Consider the following 17098-nt stretch of genomic DNA (forward strand, 5'->3'; position numbering starts at 1 on the left):
TGGCGAGGCGCGCACGCTGGACGTGTCGCAGCACCCGCCCCGTCCCCCTCGCCCGCTCCACCAAGGAGACTCCTGTGACCGCCACCCTGTCCGGCCCCGCCACCGCCCGGCGCGCCACCGATCCCGCCGCCACGTCGTCCAGCACTGCCTCGGCCAGAACCGCGCCGTCGGGCATCCCCAGCGCCACCGCGACGTCGTCCCGCACCACCGCACCCGCACGCCCGACGGCGAGCCCCGCCGTCGTCGGCACGCCCACCTCGCGCGCCGACCTCGCCGCGTGGGTGGCCGAGATCGCGGAGCTGACCACGCCGTCGCGCATCGTCTGGGCCGACGGCAGCGCCGCCGAGAACCAGGCCGTGCTGGACGAGATGGTCGCCGCCGGCAGCCTCATCAAGCTCAACGAGGAGCTGCGTCCGGGCTCCTACCTCGCGCGCTCCACCCCGAGCGACGTCGCCCGCGTCGAGGGTCGCACGTTCATCTGCGCGGAGACCGAGGTGCAGGCCGGCCCCACGAACAACTGGCGCGACCCCGCCGAGATGCGCGAGACGCTGCACGGCCTGTTCGCCGGCGCGATGGCCGGCCGGACGATGTACGTCATCCCGTTCTCGATGGGTCCGGTGGACTCGCCGCTCGCCCGCTTCGGGGTCGAGATCACGGACTCGCCGTACGTCGTGGTGAGCATGCGGATCATGACCCGGATCGGCGCCGACGTACTGGCCCGGATCGACGCCGGTGCCGACTGGGTGCCCGCGGTGCACAGCGTCGGGACGCCGCTGGCGCCGGGTGAGGCGGACGTGCCGTGGCCCTGCAACGACGAGAAGTACATCGTCCAGTTCCCCCAGACCCGGGAGATCTGGAGCTTCGGCTCGGGCTACGGCGGTAACGCGCTGCTGGGCAAGAAGTGCTTCGCGCTGCGGATCGCCTCGGTGCTCGGGCGTGAGGAGGGCTGGCTCGCGGAGCACATGCTGCTCATCCGGGCGACTTCCCCGCAGGGCGAGGCGGTGCACCTCGCCGCCGCGTTCCCGTCCGCGTGCGGAAAGACCAACCTCGCGATGCTGCAGCCCACGATCCCGGGCTGGCGCGTGGAGACCCTCGGTGACGACATCGTCTGGGCCGCGCCGCGCGAGGACGAGCAGGGTCGTCGACGCCTGTTCGCGATCAACCCCGAGGCGGGCTTCTTCGGTGTCGCGCCCGGCACCGGCTGGTCGACCAACCCGATCGCGATGGAGACGCTGCGCGAGAACGTCATCTTCACCAACGTGGCGCTGACCGACGACGGCGACGTGTGGTGGGAGGGCATGACGGACGAGGTGCCCGCGCACCTGACCGACTGGCAGGGCAACGACTGGACGCCCGAGTCGGGCCGGCCCGCCGCGCACCCCAACTCGCGCTTCACCGTGGCCGCCGCCCAGTGCCCGACCATGGCGCCGAGCTGGGACGACCCCGCCGGCGTGCCGCTCGACGCGATCCTGTTCGGCGGACGCCGCCCCTCGAACGTGCCGCTCGTGGTGCAGGCGGACTCGTGGACGTCGGGCGTGCTGCTGGGCGCGACCGTCGCCTCGGAGCGGACCGCCGCGGCCGAAGGCACGGTGGGTGAGCTGCGCCGGGACCCGTTCGCGATGCTCCCCTTCACGGGCTACGCGGTGGGCGACTACATGGCGCACTGGCTCGCCGTCGGGCGCTCGCTCGGCGACGGCGCCCCCGCGGTTTTCGGCGTCAACTGGTTCCGCCGCGACGCCTCCGGTCGGTTCCTGTGGCCCGGGTTCGGGGAGAACTCGCGCGTCATCGCGTGGATCGCCGGACGGGTCAAGGGCACGGCGCGCGGCCGGTCCACGGCCATCGGCGTGCTGCCCACGCACGAGGACCTCGACCTCAGCGGGCTGCACGTGAGCGAGAACGACCTCGACGCACTCCTCACGATCGACCCGGTCGCGTGGCGCAGCGAGCTCGCCCGCAACGCCCGGTTCCTCGGTGACCTCGGTGCGCCGGCCGCGCTTCGGCAGGCGGTCCTCGCGCAGCTCGACCGGCTCGAGCTCGACCCGGCGTGACGGGCCGCCCGCGGTAGCGGGCGAGCGGCCAGCGGGCGAGCGGCCAGCGGGCGAGCGGCCAGCGGGCAGCGGACGAGCAGCGAGCGGGGTGTCCACGATCCGGGACACCCCGCTCACTCGCGCGTGCGCCCCGGCCCCGCGGCTAGGTTCGCCGCCAGCCCGCGTGACCCGCGCGGGCGGGAGCCGTCTCCGAGGAGCACACCATGTCCGACTCCGCCCGCCTCGTGCGTGAGCCGCTGAAGTTCGCCTACTGGGTGCCCAACGTCTCGGGCGGGCTGGTGGTCTCGACCATCGAGCAGCGCACCGACTGGAGCCTGGACTACAACGTCCGGCTCGCGCAGACCGCCGAGCGCGTCGGCTTCGAGTACGCCCTGAGCCAGGTGCGCTACCTGTCCTCCTACGGGGCCGCGCAGCAGCACGAGTCCACCTCGATCTCGCTCGCGCTGCTGCTCGCGACCGAGAAGCTCAAGGTCATCGCCGCCGTGCACCCCGGGCTCTGGGAGCCGGCCGTGCTCGCCAAGTTCCTCCTCACCGCGGACCAGTTCTCCCACGGCCGCGCCGCCGTCAACGTGGTGTCCGGCTGGTTCAAGGACGAGTACACCCGCCTCGGCCTGCCGTGGCTGGACCACGACGAGCGCTACCGCCGCTCGGCCGAGTTCATCGAGGTGCTTCGCGCGCTGTGGACGCAGGAGAACGTCCAGTTCCACGGCGACTTCTACCGGGTCAACGACTTCACCCTGCGCCCCGGTCCGTACCCGGTCGAGGGTCGGCCGCACCCGGAGATCTTCCAGGGCGGCAACTCCACGGCCGCGCGGTTCAACGGCGGCGCCCACGCCGACTGGTACTTCTCCAACGGCAAGGACTTCGACGGGTTCACCGAGCAGTACGACGACGTCACCCGCGTCGCGATCGAGCACGGCCGCACCGTGCGGTTCGGCCTCAACGGGTTCGCGATCGTCCGCGACACCGAGGCCGAGGCGAAAGACCAGCTGCGCGAGATCATCGCGAAGGCCGATGTCGACTCGGTCAAGGCGTTCGGCAGGTCGGTGCAGCAGGCCGGCGCCGCGACGTCGGACAAGAAGGGCATGTGGGCCGACTCCTCGTTCGAGGACCTCGTGCAGTACAACGACGGCTTCCGCACCCGCCTCATCGGCAACCCGGAGCAGGTGGCGCGGCGGATCGTGGAGTACAAGAAGCGCGGCGTGAACCTGCTGCTGCTCGGGTTCCTGCACTTCATCGAGGAGGTCGAGGCGTTCGGCACCCGCGTGCTGCCGATCGTCCGCGAGCTCGAGGCCGACCTCGAGGCCGAGGTCGAGCGCACCGGGACGGTCGTGTTCGCCGAGAGCTGACCACGACCTTTCGCACGACGAGGGCCCGACGGCGAGCATCGCCGTCGGGCCCCCGTCCCGCCTCCCGGTGGGCGCGCCCTGGACAGGGTGCTGACGGGACGCCTCGACGGTGAGGCGTCGGTGCCGGCGAGGCGGGGGAGGTTCGCGGTGAGTGCTCGGGCGACGAAGCTCATCGGTGCGGGAGTGCTGCTGTGCCTGGTGGGCGGCGTGCTGATCGCGTACTCCGGGCGGTTCATCATCTGGGTAGCGGGGCTGGCGGGTAGCGACCCGGCCGGCGTCGTGCCCCTCCTCAGCGGCACGATGCTGGTGCTGCAGTGGACGGTCATGCCGCTCGGGGCGTGCCTCGTCGCGGTGGGGATCGGAGTCGAGACGCTCCGCCGCGAGTGGCTCGACCACGAGGCGGGGCGTATCGACGCGGCCGCCGCCCGCTCCGTGCCGGCGCCACCCCCGGAAAGGTAGGCACGGGCCCGACGGCGAGCATCGCCGTCGGGCCGTCGGGCCGTCGTCCCGCCGACGCGCCCCGGGGTGCAGCGCGAGCGTTGCTCGCAGCGGAGCGGAGTATCGTCCGCGGGGGCGATCCGCCGACGTCGGCGGTCGGCGGGCGGAGGCCGGAGGAGGCGCGGCGTGACGGACGGATTCCGGGTGGACCTCACGGCGCTCGACGACGCCGTGAACGGCATCGTCGACACGATGGACCAGATGGCCACGAAGAAGGTGGAGGACCTGCAGGTCGGGGGGTCCGACGTCGGGCACGGCGAGCTGAGCGACGTGTTCGGCCAGTTCTGCCGGCGCTGGGAGATCGGGGTGACGAACCTGCTGGACGACGTGGGCGGTGTGATCGATCGGCTGGTCTACGTGCGCGACACCTACCGGGCGACCGACGAGGCGTACGCGGCCGGGTTCGCCGGTGTGATCGGGCGCGACACGGGAGAGGACCCGGCGACGCGATGACCGAGCTGGGGGAGACCACCGACCCGGTCGCACTGATTCCCGGGAACGTCTCGACCATGGCGGACCGGGTGTGGGAGCTGCGCGCGTTCTCCGAGTCGCTCGAGAGCGCGTTCACCGGGCTCAGCGGGATCACCACCGATGCGGGCTGGCACGGCGACGCTGCCGACGCCTTCCGCACCACCTATCACGCGCAGACCTCGCGGTGGTCCGACGCGTCGGTGGCGTTCGAGGATGCCGCCAGCGCCGTGGACTCCTATACGAACACGCTGCAGTGGGCGCAGGGCAAGGCCCGGGACGCGATCGCCCGGTACGCGGAGGGCGACGCGCTGACCGACGCCGCCATCACGCGCTACAACGACGGCGTGGACCGGTACAACCGTGACCTCGCCGAGGCGCAGCGGACCGGCGGCACGGCGCCCACGCCGCTCCCGCCGTTCAGCGATCCCGGCGAGGCGGTGCGGGCCGAGGCGCGCGAGACGCTCCAGGGCGCGCGCGAGTCGCTCGTGCGAGCCGGGGATACGGCCGCCGCGAGTGTGCGGGCCGCGCTCGCGGACGCACCCGAGGAGCCGTCCTGGCTCGACAAGGCCGGTGACGCGCTCGGCGACGCGGCGACGTGGCTCGGTGAGCGCGCCTACGACGTCTCCGCCGCCGTCGTGAACTCGGTGGCCTCGTTCGGCAACGCGATGATCGAGCACCCGGGGGAGACCGCCGCGTTCCTCGGCGGCATCGCCCTCATGGTGCTCGGCGGCACCGGCGAGGTGGGCGGTGTGGCGCTCGACGCCACCGGCGTCGGCGCGCTGGCCGGCGTCCCGATCAACATCGCGGCCGCCGGGGTGATCGCGGCCGGAGCCACGATGACCGCGGCGGCCACGACGTCGCTCGCGCAGCACGCCGGTTCGGACTCGCGCGTGGAGGTGATGGAGTCCCGCGCGTCGGAGTCCGGGCCCTCCACGAAGGGCGAACGCGGCACACCGACCGACCGCCAGAAGGAGCACCTCACCGAGCGCGACCTGGACTCCGCGCGCCGCGAACGGGCCGGTGAGGTGGTGGCGCGGAAGTCCGACGGCACGCCCTGGGACCACGTGCAGGAGGTCAGGAACGCCCAGCAGGGCCTGTGGAACCGGATTGCGAAGCTCAAGCGCATGCTCGGCGACTCGAGACTCTCGCCCGAGGCGAGGCAGGCCGCCCAGGAGGAGCTGTCCGAGGCGAGCAGGCTGTTCGACCACTCGAAGGGGTATCTGCCGTGGCCATGACGAACGACTCGCCCGAGCAGGGCGGCGAGGCGCTGCGCGCCGTCGCGCGCGAGCTCGGGGCTCGCACGCTGGACGAGCTGGACCCCCCGGCCTGGCCGCCGGCACCCGAGGACGCCTCGCGGCTCGTTCGCACCGCCCACGCACTGCGCTCGGTCCCGTTGGTCGATCTCGACGCCGAGGCGCTGCGCCTGCTGGTCGCGCAGCAGGTCGCGCTGCCCGTCACCGTTCCGCTGGCGCTCGGGGTCCTGGGCGAGAACCCGTTGGCCGAGGGTGACTTCTACCCCGGCGACCTGCTCATGGCCGTCCTCGCGGTGCCTGCGCCCTACTGGCGGGGCAACCCCGTGCACGCCCAGGCGCTGCGCGACGTCGTGACCCGCCTCGATCCCACCGATCCGGACTACCCGGTGCTCGGCGAGGGCGACGTGCTTGCCCGCACGGTTGCGGACTTCCTCGCGCGCCTGAGGGACTGACGCGCGCGAGCGGGCCGGGCCCCGCAGCGCGGAACGAGGCTGAGCGGAGCGCGGCGCCGGCGCGAGACCCGGCCCGGAGGCCATGGTGCCCACCCGCGAGGAGGCTTCCGCCTATCTGGGCTCGACCTCGGACTCACTCGTCCGACTGAGTCGTCGCACGATGCGGGTCCACGGCAGCAGGTGCAGAACGGTGACGATGCCGGCAACGAGGGCGAACCACAGCCCCCGCTCGTACAACGGGTTCCGCTCCGTCAGGAACGACCCACCATCCTCGGTCCGGCACTCCAGCACACCTGGCGAGTCGACACTGTACGTGTAGGCGCCCTCGCACAGCCCACCCGTTCCGAACAGACCCTCAGCGTCCTCTGGTCGGTCCCGGAGACGTCCGTTCTCCGTCCCCGGAGGGCGTCTGGCGTGATCCCCAGCCGCCGCCCCGCCGAGCTCTCTGACACTTTGACTGGTGGCCGCGTCACTTTGACTGGCCGGATCGCATTCGGCCCGAGTCCGCTGAGCGTTTGCGCAGGTCAGCGCCATGGCTGGAGGCGCGTCGGGGATCTGACCAGTCAGAGCGCACGGGCGACCAGTCAAAGTGCACCGACAGACCGCGAGATCGCCCTCGATGCGGGCCCGATTGCGCTGGATGGCCCCCTCCCAGCGCGGGCTCCGGCCCTCCCGACGTGAAGCGGGCCCGGCCCCGCCGCGCGGAACCGGGCCCGGCCGAGCGGCCTCAGGACTGCTGGGTCTCGCTGCGGTCGGCCGACCACTCGGTGTGGAACACGCCGTCCTTGTCCACCCGGTGGTAGGTGTGCGCGCCGAAGAAGTCGCGCTGCGCCTGGATGAGCGCGGCTGGCAGGTGCTCGGCCCGCACGCCGTCGTAGTACGCGAGCGACGACGCAAACGCCGGCACCGGCACGCCGTTGAGCGCGGCCTGGGACACCACGCGGCGCCACGACTCCACGCCGTTCGACACGGCGGACGCGAAGTACTCGTCGGCGATGAGCAGCGGGAGGTTCGCGTCGCGCTCGTAGGCCTCGGTGATCCGGTTGAGGAAGCGGGCGCGGATGATGCAGCCGCCGCGCCAGATCCGCGCGCACGCGCCGCGGTCCACGTCCCAGCCGTGCTCGGCGGAGGCGGCGGCGATCTGGTCGAACCCCTGCGAGTAGGCCACCACCTTGGAGGCGTACAGCGCGCGGCGCACGTCCTCGATGAACGCGTCGCGGTCGGGCACGTCCCAGCCGGCGGTCGCGGCGGCGAGGTCGGCGGCCCGCGCCGCCTCGCGCTGCGGCACGGAGCCGGACAGCGCCCGGGCGAACGTCGCCTCGGCGATGCCCGTGATGGGGACCCCGAGGTCGAGCGCGGACTGCACCGTCCAGCGGCCGGTGCCCTTCTGCTCGGCCTGGTCGGCCACCACGTCGACGAACGCCTTGCCCGTCTCGGCGTCCGTGTGCGCGAGGACGGTCGCGGTGATCTCGATGAGGTAGGACTCGAGGTCGCCCGTGTTCCAGTCGGCGAAGATCTCCCCGATCTCCGCCGCGGACAGCCCGAGCGCGGTGCGCAGCAGGTCGTACGCCTCGGCGATGAGCTGCATGTCGGCGTACTCGATGCCGTTGTGCACCATCTTCACGTAGTGCCCCGCGCCGTCCGGGCCGATGTAGGTGCAGCAGGGCACGCCATCCACGTGCGCGGAGATCTTCTCGAGCATCGGGCCGAGGGTGTCGTAGGCCTCGCGGGTGCCGCCGGGCATGATCGCCGGGCCGTTCAGCGCCCCCTCCTCGCCACCGGAGACCCCGGTGCCGACGAAGTGGAACCCGCGCGCGGACAGGTCCTTCTCGCGGCGGATCGTGTCCGGGAAGTGCGCGTTGCCGCCGTCGACGATGATGTCGCCGGGCTCGAGGTGCTGCGTCAGCTCCTCGATGACCGCGTCGGTCGCCGCACCGGCCTTCACCATGATGAGGACGGTCCGCGGCCGCTTGAGCGAGGCCACGAAGTCGGCGACGGACTCGCTCGCGACGAACTCGCCGTCGGACCCGTGCGCCTCGAGCAGCGCGGCGGTCTTGGACCACGAGCGGTTGTGCAGCGCGACGGTGTACCCGTTGCGCGCCAGGTTCCGGGCCAGGTTCGAGCCCATCACCGCAAGACCGGTCACTCCGATGTCAGCCACAGCCTCAGTCATGGTCGCCATTCTGCCCGAGGAGCGCGCGCGTGCGCCGGGGCGTCTCGCGCCTGCGCGACTCCGGTGCGCCGGTGGCACGATGGATGGTCGGCGCGCGCGAGGTGGGCCAGGAGGGACGGCACGCATGACGGGCGGCACGACGGCGAGCGGCAGCCCTGGACGCACCGCACCTTCGGCGGGGCGTCGGCCCGCGCCGACGTCCCTGTGGGACCCCCGGCTGCGCTGGACGAGCCTCGGCTCCCTCGCGCTCGTGCTGCTGGCCGCGTTCGAGGCGATGGCCGTGACGACCGTGATGCCCGTGGTGGCCGAGGACCTCGACGGCGCGCGGCTGTACAGCGTGGCGTTCTCCGCGACGCTCGCGGCGTCGGTCATCGCCATGGTGGTCTCGGGCCGGTGGAGCGACCGCAGTGGACCCGCACTCCCGCTCGTCACCGCGACCGGCGTTTTCGTGGTCGGACTCGTCGTGGCCGGCACCGCCGAGCAGATGCCGGTGCTCGTGCTCGGCCGCTTCCTCCAGGGACTCGGCTCCGGCGCGATCACCGTGACGCTCTACGTGCTCGTCGCGCGCGCGTTCCCCACGCCGCTGCACCCCCGCGTGTTCGGGCTGTTCTCCGCGGGCTGGGTGCTCCCGTCGATGATCGGGCCGCTGCTCGCCGGGGTCATCGCCGACGTGTGGAGCTGGCACTGGGTGTTCCTCGGCGTCGCGCTGCTCATCGTGCCCGCGCTCGCGCTGCTCCTGCCCGTGCTGCGCAGCCTGCGCGAGATCGAGGCCGAGCGCGCGGCGGAGAGCGCGGCCGCGACCGGCCCGTCCGGAGCGCAGGGCACGCCGACGGACGACTCCCGGCCCGCAGTGCTCGGCGTCCCGCCGGAGGGCGCCGCGGTCGGTGCGAGCGCCGCCGCCGAGCTCGCCCCCGACGCCCCGGCAGCACCCGCCGCCGACGCCGACGCCGACGCCGACGCAGCAGCGACCCCCGACCCCACCCCCGGCTGGAACGCCCCGAGCACCGTCCTCGCCGTCCTGCTCGCCGTCGTCGTCGCGCTCGCACTGGTCGGTACGGGCAGCACGTCCGAGCTGCTGCCCTCGCCGGTGGCGTGGCTGCTCGCGGCGGGCGGGCTCGCCGTCGTGGCCCTCGCGGTGCGTCCGCTGCTCCCGCCGCGCACGCTGCTCGCCGGGCGCGGCCTGCCCGCGACCGTGCTGGCGCGCGGCACGCTCGCCGCTGCGTACTTCGGCACCGAGGTGTATCTCCCGCTGATGCTGCAGCGTGAGTACGGGCTCACGCCCGGCAACGCGGGCCTCGTGCTGACCGTCGGCGCGATCGCGTGGTTCCTCGGCTCGATGACGCAGGCGCGGCTCGGCGGGCGCGTCGCGTCGGGCCGGCTGCTGGTCGCCGGGGCGTGCTTCGTCACCGCCGGCGTCGCGATCCAGATCACGACGGCGCTCGCGGACCTCGGCGTGCCCGGCGCCCTGGTCGGGTGGCTCGTGGGCGGGATCGGGATGGGGCTCGCGATGCCGCGGCTGTCCACCCTCGTGCTCGCGTACTCCACCCCCCGCGACCAGGGCCTGAACTCCTCGGCGCTGTCGATCTCCGACGCTGTGGGCGGGTCCGCGATCACGGCCGTGACGGGTCTCGTGTTCGCCTCGGTGGGCTCGGGCCGAACCTCGTTCGCGGCCGCGTTCCTGCTGTGCCTCGCGCTGGCGGTGGCCACGGTGCTCGTGGCGCGACGCGCGGGCCCGGGCTCTGCGAGACTTCCCGCGTGAGCCAGCCCAGCGCGCCCAGCCCCGCCGGCCAGCCGGCCGTCGACCCCTCCGCCACCGGCCCGAGCGCGGCGGGAGGCACGACGGCGAACGCACCCCTCCCGGGATGGCGGCACGTCGCCGCGGGCAAGGTCCGCGAGCTCTACGTGCCGACGCCCGACAACCCGGACTGGGGCGACGACGTCGTCCTCGTGGTCGCGAGCGACCGCATCTCCGCGTACGACCACGTGCTCTCGACCCCGATCCCGGACAAGGGCGCGATCCTCACCGCGCTGTCGGTGTGGTGGTTCGAGCGGCTGGCCGACGTCGTGCCGCACCACCTCGTCTCGCTCGACGTGCCCGAGTCGGTCGCCGGGCGCGCCATGGTGTGCCGGCGGCTCGAGATGTACCCGGTGGAGTGCGTGGCGCGCGGCTACCTCACGGGCTCGGGCCTGGTCGAGTACCGGGAGAGCCGCTCGGTGTGCGGGCTGCCGTTGCCCGAGGGCCTGGTGGACGGCTCGCCGCTGCCGGCGCCCCTGTTCACGCCGGCCGCGAAGGCCGCGATGGGCGAGCACGACGAGAACGTCACCTTCGAGCGCGTGGTCGAGATGGTGGGCGACGACGTCGCGCACCGCCTGCGCGCGACCACCCTCGCGCTCTACACGCGCGCCGAGGAGATCGCGGCGGACCGCGGCATCGTGCTCGCGGACACGAAGATCGAGCTCGGCGCCGACCCGCACGGTCCGGACCTCGTGCTCGGCGACGAGGTGCTCACGCCCGACTCCTCGCGCTTCTGGGACGCCGCGACCTGGCGGCCCGGCGGCAGTCAGGCGAGCTTCGACAAGCAGTTCGTGCGCGACTGGCTCACGTCGCCCGCGTCCGGGTGGGACCGCGCGTCCGACGCGCCACCGCCGGCCCTGCCGGACGACGTCGTCGAGCGCACGCGGGCGCGGTACGTGGAGGCCTACGAGCGGCTCACCGGGCGGCGCTGGGTCTGACGCCGCCCGCCGCGGTGGGTCGCGCGCGGCCACGTGCCGTCGCCGACCGGCGGCGACCGTGCCCGGTCTCGACGGCGGAGCCTCGGTCAGGGACCGACGGTCACCTCGACGAGCTGGCCGCCACGCAGGAGCTGGCGCACGCCGGTGTTGTCCGCCGCGATCCGGAATCGCAGCGAGCCGCCGGGCTGACCGAACCAGGGCTGGACGATCTCGGCCTCGACGTGCAGCGGCTGCATCGTCACGAACTGGTAGAGCCGCGCGTTGCTGCTCGTCACGGGCGGCAACGAGCGGTTCGGCATCGGCGTCGCCCAGGGGAACAGGAACACGCCGTCGAGCGCGCCGATCCGGTCCAGCGCCACGCCGGGCGGCAGCACCGTGAGGGTCGCGCCGCCGCCCGCCTGCAGCTGCGCGTACAGCTGCGCGTAGGCGGGGCGGTAGGAGGCCGAGCGCTGCTCGAGGTCGTAGCGGGGCACGGCCGTCGCCACGGGCGGGGCCGCGGACAGGTAGCTCCACAGCCACTCGCACGCCTCGCGCTCGGTGGGCACGGACGCGAACGGCTCGAACGTGCCGTAGTCCCGTACACCGATCTCGTACCGACGGGCGCCGCTCTGGCGCACCTCCATCGCGCCCTCGAGCGGGGTCTGGCCGTCGCCCGCGACGCCGGGCAGCACCACGGCCTCACGCGGGTAGCCGACCTGCTCGAAGCGGCGCGCGAGCTCGGCGAACGCCGCGCCCGGGTTCGCGGTCGAGTTCCGCAGCCACTCCGGCAGGTGCTCGGGCGAGCGGGGGTAGGTCTGCAGGTCGGCGAGCCACTGCTCGTCGTCGGGAATCGCGACGGCGGGCACCGCGTCCGCAGCCTGCGGCACCATGCGCACGCCGGTGGCGTTCCAGTACGGGCGCGCGTCCCACTCGTACGTGACGGTGCGGCCGCCGTCGGGCGTGACGCCGACGAGCGCGGACAGCCACGCACCGCGCTCGGGGGTGGCGAGCTCCGCGCGGAGCTGGGCGAGCGCCGCGACCGTCTCGTCGGGCAGGTCCAGGCGGACGATGCCGGCGTTCGACGACGTGAGGTACGCCCGGCCGGAGTGCTGCGGGCCGGACTGCGACCACTCGACGTTCGCGGACTGCCAGTCCACGCCGCGGGCGGCGGCGCCGGCCGCGAGGGCGGGGAGCGGAGCGACGGCGGCCGCGAGCAGCTGCTCCTCACGGGAGAGCGGCGGGGCCGGGGTGGGCTCGGGCGGCGCCGGGGGAGCGGGGTACCACGAGGGCGCCTGGCTCGGCGCCGGGTCGAGGATCGGCGTGGGCGCCGGCTCGGGCTCGGGTGCCGGCTCGGGCTCGGGAGCCGGCTCGGGCTCAGGGGTGGGCTCGGGCTCGGGGGTGGGCTCGGGCTCAGGGGTGGGCTCGGGCTCAGGGGTGGGCTCGGGCGTGGGCTCGAGCTCGGGTGTGGGCTCGGGTTCGGGCTCGGGGGTGGGCTCGGGAGCGGGCTCTGCTTCAGGGGCCGGCTCCGGCTCAAAGGCGGCCTGCGACTCGGACGCCGGCGCAGACTCCTCCTCCGCAGCGGGAGCAGGGGCGGGCTCCGGCGTCGGCCAGGGCTGGGTCTCCACCTCCGGCGCGGGCGCCGGCTCCGCCTCGACGGCCTCGCCCTGCGGGCGGACGGCGTCGATTGGCAGCGTGGTGTCGACCGGCTCGGACGTCTGCGGTTCACCCCACGAGGACTCGGTCACCTCGGCCGGCGCGGCGGGCTCGTCAGAAGCGGACGCCGCCTCGGGATCCGACGCCTCTTCCGGCTCCGACGCCGCGTCCCGCTCCGACGCCGCTTCGGGATCCGACGCCTCTTCCGGCTCCGACGCCGCTTCGGGCTCCGACGGCGTGGGCAGCGGGGCTGCCCAGATCGAGCGGGCGGGCGGCGGCGGAACGGCAGGCGCCTGCGGGTCCTCGGGGCTCACGCTCATGGGGCCATCTTGTCACCGCGTCGCGTGACCGCGCGGCTGTGTGCACAGGTGTCTCGGCCCAGCGCGCCCGGTACGATCGGAGCCGCCCCCCTTTGCTCCGTCGGAAGCGAACCATGCCGCGCATCGTCGTCGAGGTCATGCCCAAGCCCGAGATCCTGGACCCCCAGGGCAAGGCGGTGAACGGGGCGCTGCCCCGGCTCGGCTTCACCGGCATCAGCCAGGTCCGCCAGGGCAAGCGGTTCGAGCTCACGGTGGACGGTCCGGTGACCGAGGACCTGCTCGCCGAGGTGCGTCGCGCCGCGGAGACCGTCCTGTCCAACCCGGTGATCGAGGACGTCGTCCGCGTCGCCGAGGAAGCCTGATGGCGCAGCAGCCAGCCGTGGAGCGCGGCACCGGCGCCGCCGTCGGCGCCCGGATCGGGGTCATCACCTTCCCCGGCACGCTCGACGACCGCGACGCGGCACGCGCCGTCCGGCTCGCGGGCGCCACGCCCGTCACGCTGTGGCACGGCGACCCCGACCTCCACGGCGTGGACGCCGTCGTGCTGCCGGGCGGGTTCTCCTACGGCGACTACCTGCGGGCCGGCGCGATCGCCCGGTTCGCCCCGGCGATGAACGCCGTCGTGGACGCGGCGCGCGGCGGTCTGCCAGTGCTCGGGATCTGCAACGGCTTCCAGATGCTGACCGAGTCGCACCTGCTGCCCGGCTCGATGATCAAGAACGACCACCTGCACTTCCTCTGCCGGGACCAGGGTCTGCGCGTGGAGAACACCGCCACCGCGTGGACGTCGCAGTTCGCCGCGGGCGAGGAGATCGTCATCCCGCTGAAGAACCAGGACGGCCAGTACGTCGCGGACGAGCGGACGCTGGACGAGCTCGAGGCCGAGGGGCGCGTGGTGTTCCGCTACGTCGGCGGCAACCCGAACGGCTCCCGCCGCGACATCGCGGGGATCACGAACGAGCGCGGCAACGTGGTGGGCCTCATGCCGCACCCGGAGCACGCCGTCGAGCCCGGGTTCGGCCCGGACGCGAGCGCCGGCCCCCGGTCGGGCCTCGACGGGCTGCGGTTCTTCACGTCCGCGATCAGCTCGCTGCTCGCCACCGCCTGAGTCCGCTCGACACCACGGAGCGGGACCTCCTTCACAGGAAAACCTACGGTTGCGTAAGTTACGCTGACGTAGTGAGCGGCGACACCACCTTCCCACCCCTGCGCCTGGCCGGTTCCTGGCCCAACGTCCTCGCGACGTCCGTCCCCGACCAGCTGCGTGACGCGGCCTACCGCTGGCCCGACCGGATCGCCGTGGACTTCCTCGGCGCCACCCGCACGTACGCCGAGCTCTCCGCCGACGTCGCCCGCGCCGCCCAGGGCCTCCTGGACCTGGGCGTGCGGCCCGGCGACCGCGTCGCGATCGCGCTGCCCAACTGCACCACGCACGTCGTCGCCTTCTACGCCGTGCTGCGGATCGGGGCGATCGTCGTCGAGCACAACCCCACGTACTCCACCGAGGAGCTCACGCACCAGATCGCGGACTCCGGCTCGCGGTTCGCGCTCGTGTGGGAGAAGGTCGTGCCGGCCGCGCTCGAGGCCCAGGCGAGCAGCGCGCTCGAGACGGTGATCGCCGTCGACCTCTCGGCCGACCTGCCGCGGACCTCCCGGCTCGCGCTGCGCGTGCCGATCCGCGCGGCCCGCGAGCAGCGCGCGGCCCTGCGCGGCCCGGTCCCGCGCGGCGTGCGGCGCTGGAAGGACGTCCTGGCCGCCACGCCCCTGCGTGCCGAGCACCCCTACCCTGCGCCCGACGACGTCGCGCTCCTGCAGTACACCGGCGGCACCACGGGCACGCCGAAGGCCGCCGTGCTGCTGCACCGCAACCTCGTCGCCAACGCCGCGCAGTGCCAGGAGTGGACGGCCGTGCGCGGCGGCACCGAGACCGTGTACGGCGCGCTGCCGTTCTTCCACGCGTTCGGGCTCACGCTGTGCCTCGTCTACGGCGTGCGTACGGGCGCCACGCTCGTCGTCTTCCCGAAGTTCGACCCCGCCGCGATGATCGCCGCGCAGAAGCGCCGGCCGGGCACGTTCCTGCCCGCCGTCCCGCCGATGATCGACCGGTTCACGACGGCGGCCCGCGCCCAGGGCGTCGACCTCACCTCGTTCTCGTTCGCCTTCTCCGGCGCGATGCCCCTGCCGGCGGAGACCGCGACGGCATGGGAGGACGCGACCGGCGGCTACGCCATCGAGGGCTACGGCATGACGGAGACGGCCCCCGTCGCGCTCGGCAACCCGGCGTCGGAGGCCCGGCGGCCGGGGGCGCTCGGCATCCCGTTCCCGGCCACCTCGATCCGGGTCGTCGACCCGGACACGCTCGAGGAGGTGCCCCAGGGCGAGCGCGGTGAGCTGCTCATCCAGGGTCCGCAGGTGTTCGCCGGGTACTGGAACCGCCCTGAGGAGACGGCGCACCAGCTGCTCGAGGGCGACTGGGTGCGCACCGGCGACATCGTCGTCGTGGGCGAGGACGGGTTCGTCACGCTCGTGGACCGCATCAAGGAGATGATCGTGACCGGCGGGTTCAAGGTGTACCCGTCGCAGGTCGAGGACCGGCTCCGGCAGATGCCCGGGGTCGCGGACGTCGCCGTGGTGGGCATGCCGGCGGGCGACCTGGGGGAGAAGGTGGTGGCCGCCGTCGTGCTCGACGGCTCGGTGCCCACCCTCACCCTCGCGCAGGTGCGGGAGTGGGCCTCGTCGCGGCTCGCGGGCTACGCGGTGCCGCGCGACGTGGTGGTCCTGCCCGAGCTGCCGCGCTCGCTGATCGGGAAGGTGCTGCGCCGCGTGGTTCGCGAGGACCTGCTCGAGCGCGTGGCCGCGGCCGTGCCGGGCGTCCACGGGGGCCACGGCGGGCACGGACACGGTGCGGCCGGCGGTGGCAGCGGCAGCCCGCAGGCGGCCGCCTGAACCCGCCCGACCGCTACCGCTCGGCGTCGGGCAGCGCGGTGATCGCGGGCTCGGCGACCAGGTCGAGCGCGGCCGCGAGGACCGCCTCGGCGGCCGAGCGGTGCCCGGCCACCCACTCGCCCTCGTAGCCGCGGATCGGGATCTCCGCGACGAGCACGAGGGATACAGCCGGTAGAGGGCGAACCGCGCGGCCCCGGTGGGCGAGGCCAGCTCCGCCGCGAGCACGCCGCCCGCGGCGGTGTTCCCGGCGAGCAGGTCGGGGTCGACGTGCCACAGGCCGAACTGGTCGGCGCCGACGAGGTCGAGCAACGGGTCGCCCCACACGGTGCGCTCGGTGTCGATGAGGCCGACGATCCGCGGCTCGCGCTCGCCGTCGGCCGCGCTGCTGCCCTCGTCGCCGCCCGCGTCGCTCCCGACGTCGAGGAACAGGTTGGCCGGCCACAGGTCGTTGTGCACGATCGCCGCCCGGGTCACGACGTCGAGCGCCCCGCCGTGCCGCGCGAGCGCCGCGCGAACCGCGTCCGCGGACACCTCGGTGCCCGTGTCGGCGGCGTCCTGGAGCACGCCCTCGACCATGAGCGTGAACGCGGTGCGCCAGTCCGCCGCGCGCAGCCCGGCCTCCGGCGCGGGGTAGCCGAACGCGGGCGCCCCGACCCGGTGCAGCCGCGCCATCAGCCCGCCCAGCTCGCGGCGCACGACGGCGTCGCTCGCCTCGTCGAGCCCGGCCACGTTCCACGGGGTACCGGCCAGGTGGCTGGTCACCACGACGTCCGCCACGAACCGCTCCCGCGAGAAGTCGGTGAGGAGCACCGCGGGGACCGGCAACCCGCGCTCGCCGAGCACCTCGAAGGTCTCGGCCTCGGTCCGCGCGATGCCCACCTCGTACCGGCACAGCCGCGCCGGGTCGGCGTCGCTCACCTTGATCACGGCGCGCGAGCCGTCCGCGAACTCGAGCGTGTGCGCGACGGCGAACATCCCGCCGGTCAGTCGCGTCACCTCGACCACGGCGCCGCGCTCGGCGGTTAGCGGCGCGACGATCTCGACGAGCTGGTCGGTGGTCGGGAGCACGCGAGGCGTCGACGGCGACGCGGGGGAGGACGCCCGTCGAGCGTACCGAGCCGGCCCGATGCTGGACCCCGGTCCGGTCATGGGCCTGGCCGTCCACCGGCGGTCCATCACTGTCGCGGCGGCGCGCTGACAGGCGCTGACGGGCGCAGACCCCG

15 protein-coding genes and 1 pseudogene are annotated in these 17098 nt (G+C 74.0%); 12 read left to right on the plus strand and 4 right to left on the minus strand.

Annotated features, from left to right (window positions below):
* The first annotated feature begins 173 nt into the window (after positions 1–173).
* From FH969_RS01810 to FH969_RS01835, 6 genes are all read left to right on the plus strand, one after another.
* Positions 174–2048 (plus strand): phosphoenolpyruvate carboxykinase (GTP), encoded by a 1875-nt coding sequence (locus tag FH969_RS01810; RefSeq protein ID WP_180359623.1) that lies wholly within the window; start codon positions 174–176, stop codon positions 2046–2048.
* A gap of 203 nt (positions 2049–2251) precedes the next feature.
* Complete coding sequence (gene sfnG, locus FH969_RS01815; RefSeq protein WP_139985704.1) at positions 2252–3397, plus strand: dimethylsulfone monooxygenase SfnG; 1146 nt, start codon at positions 2252–2254, stop codon at positions 3395–3397.
* A 147-nt stretch (positions 3398–3544) separates the two neighbouring features.
* Positions 3545–3856: a hypothetical protein gene (locus FH969_RS01820; RefSeq protein ID WP_139985706.1), complete on the plus strand. Its 312-nt coding sequence runs from the start codon at positions 3545–3547 to the stop codon at positions 3854–3856.
* A gap of 165 nt (positions 3857–4021) precedes the next feature.
* Complete coding sequence (locus FH969_RS01825; RefSeq protein WP_139985708.1) at positions 4022–4348, plus strand: hypothetical protein; 327 nt, start codon at positions 4022–4024, stop codon at positions 4346–4348.
* Positions 4345–5601 (plus strand): putative T7SS-secreted protein, encoded by a 1257-nt coding sequence (locus FH969_RS01830; RefSeq protein WP_139985710.1) that lies wholly within the window; start codon positions 4345–4347, stop codon positions 5599–5601. The genes FH969_RS01825 and FH969_RS01830 overlap by 4 nt, the downstream gene beginning before the upstream one ends.
* On the plus strand, positions 5598–6071 hold the full coding sequence (locus FH969_RS01835) for a contact-dependent growth inhibition system immunity protein (protein WP_139985712.1): 474 nt from the start codon (positions 5598–5600) through the stop codon (positions 6069–6071). The genes FH969_RS01830 and FH969_RS01835 overlap by 4 nt, the downstream gene beginning before the upstream one ends.
* Before the next feature lie 727 nt (positions 6072–6798).
* On the opposite strand, the gene gndA is transcribed toward FH969_RS01835, so the two are convergent.
* Positions 6799–8253, minus strand: coding sequence for an NADP-dependent phosphogluconate dehydrogenase (gene gndA, locus FH969_RS01840; protein WP_218975232.1), 1455 nt, complete (start codon positions 8251–8253; stop codon positions 6799–6801).
* 115 nt (positions 8254–8368) lie between these two features.
* Between gndA and FH969_RS01845 the strand changes: the two genes are divergently transcribed.
* Together FH969_RS01845 and FH969_RS01850 are read left to right on the plus strand one after the other, a co-directional pair.
* A complete protein-coding gene (locus tag FH969_RS01845) occupies positions 8369–10003 on the plus strand; it encodes an MFS transporter (protein WP_180359620.1) in 1635 nt (544 codons plus the stop codon).
* Complete coding sequence (locus FH969_RS01850; protein WP_139985718.1) at positions 10000–10977, plus strand: phosphoribosylaminoimidazolesuccinocarboxamide synthase; 978 nt, start codon at positions 10000–10002, stop codon at positions 10975–10977. The genes FH969_RS01845 and FH969_RS01850 overlap by 4 nt, the downstream gene beginning before the upstream one ends.
* An 86-nt stretch (positions 10978–11063) precedes the next feature.
* Here the strand turns inward: FH969_RS01850 and FH969_RS01855 are convergent, their stop codons facing one another.
* Complete coding sequence (locus FH969_RS01855) at positions 11064–12929, minus strand: TNT domain-containing protein (RefSeq protein ID WP_139985720.1); 1866 nt, start codon at positions 12927–12929, stop codon at positions 11064–11066.
* 113 nt (positions 12930–13042) lie between these two features.
* On the opposite strand from FH969_RS01855, the gene purS reads away from it, so the two are divergent.
* The 3 genes from purS to FH969_RS01870 all read left to right on the plus strand — a co-directional run bounded on the left by purS (position 13043) and on the right by FH969_RS01870 (position 15875).
* Complete coding sequence (gene purS / locus FH969_RS01860; RefSeq protein ID WP_108718357.1) at positions 13043–13291, plus strand: phosphoribosylformylglycinamidine synthase subunit PurS; 249 nt, start codon at positions 13043–13045, stop codon at positions 13289–13291.
* The gene (gene purQ, locus FH969_RS01865; protein WP_139985722.1) at positions 13291–14037 is read left to right on the plus strand and encodes a phosphoribosylformylglycinamidine synthase subunit PurQ; all 747 of its coding nucleotides are present in this window, start codon (positions 13291–13293) and stop codon (positions 14035–14037) included. Before purS ends, purQ begins: the two co-directional genes overlap by 1 nt.
* Positions 14038–14108: 71 nt before the next feature.
* Positions 14109–15875 carry an AMP-binding protein gene (locus tag FH969_RS01870; RefSeq protein ID WP_139985723.1) on the plus strand — a complete coding sequence of 589 codons (1767 nt, stop codon included), beginning with the start codon at positions 14109–14111 and terminating at the stop codon, positions 15873–15875.
* Positions 15876–15888: 13 nt separating this feature from the next.
* On the opposite strand, the gene FH969_RS15060 is transcribed toward FH969_RS01870, so the two are convergent.
* On the minus strand, positions 15889–16032 hold the full coding sequence (locus FH969_RS15060) for a hypothetical protein (protein WP_180359621.1): 144 nt from the start codon (positions 16030–16032) through the stop codon (positions 15889–15891).
* A 191-nt stretch (positions 16033–16223) separates the two neighbouring features.
* Positions 16224–16793, minus strand: a pseudogene (locus tag FH969_RS16110) (phosphotransferase); the annotation flags it as partial.
* On the opposite strand from FH969_RS16110, the gene FH969_RS15565 reads away from it, so the two are divergent.
* The gene (locus FH969_RS15565; protein ID WP_246071643.1) at positions 16675–17073 is read left to right on the plus strand and encodes a hypothetical protein; all 399 of its coding nucleotides are present in this window, start codon (positions 16675–16677) and stop codon (positions 17071–17073) included. The pseudogene FH969_RS16110 and the gene FH969_RS15565 overlap by 119 nt on opposite strands.
* Positions 17074–17098 lie beyond the last annotated feature (25 nt).

It is taken from the genome of Miniimonas arenae, from assembly GCF_006351005.1.
GTDB classification, from domain to species: Bacteria; Actinomycetota; Actinomycetes; order Actinomycetales; family Beutenbergiaceae; genus Miniimonas; species Miniimonas arenae.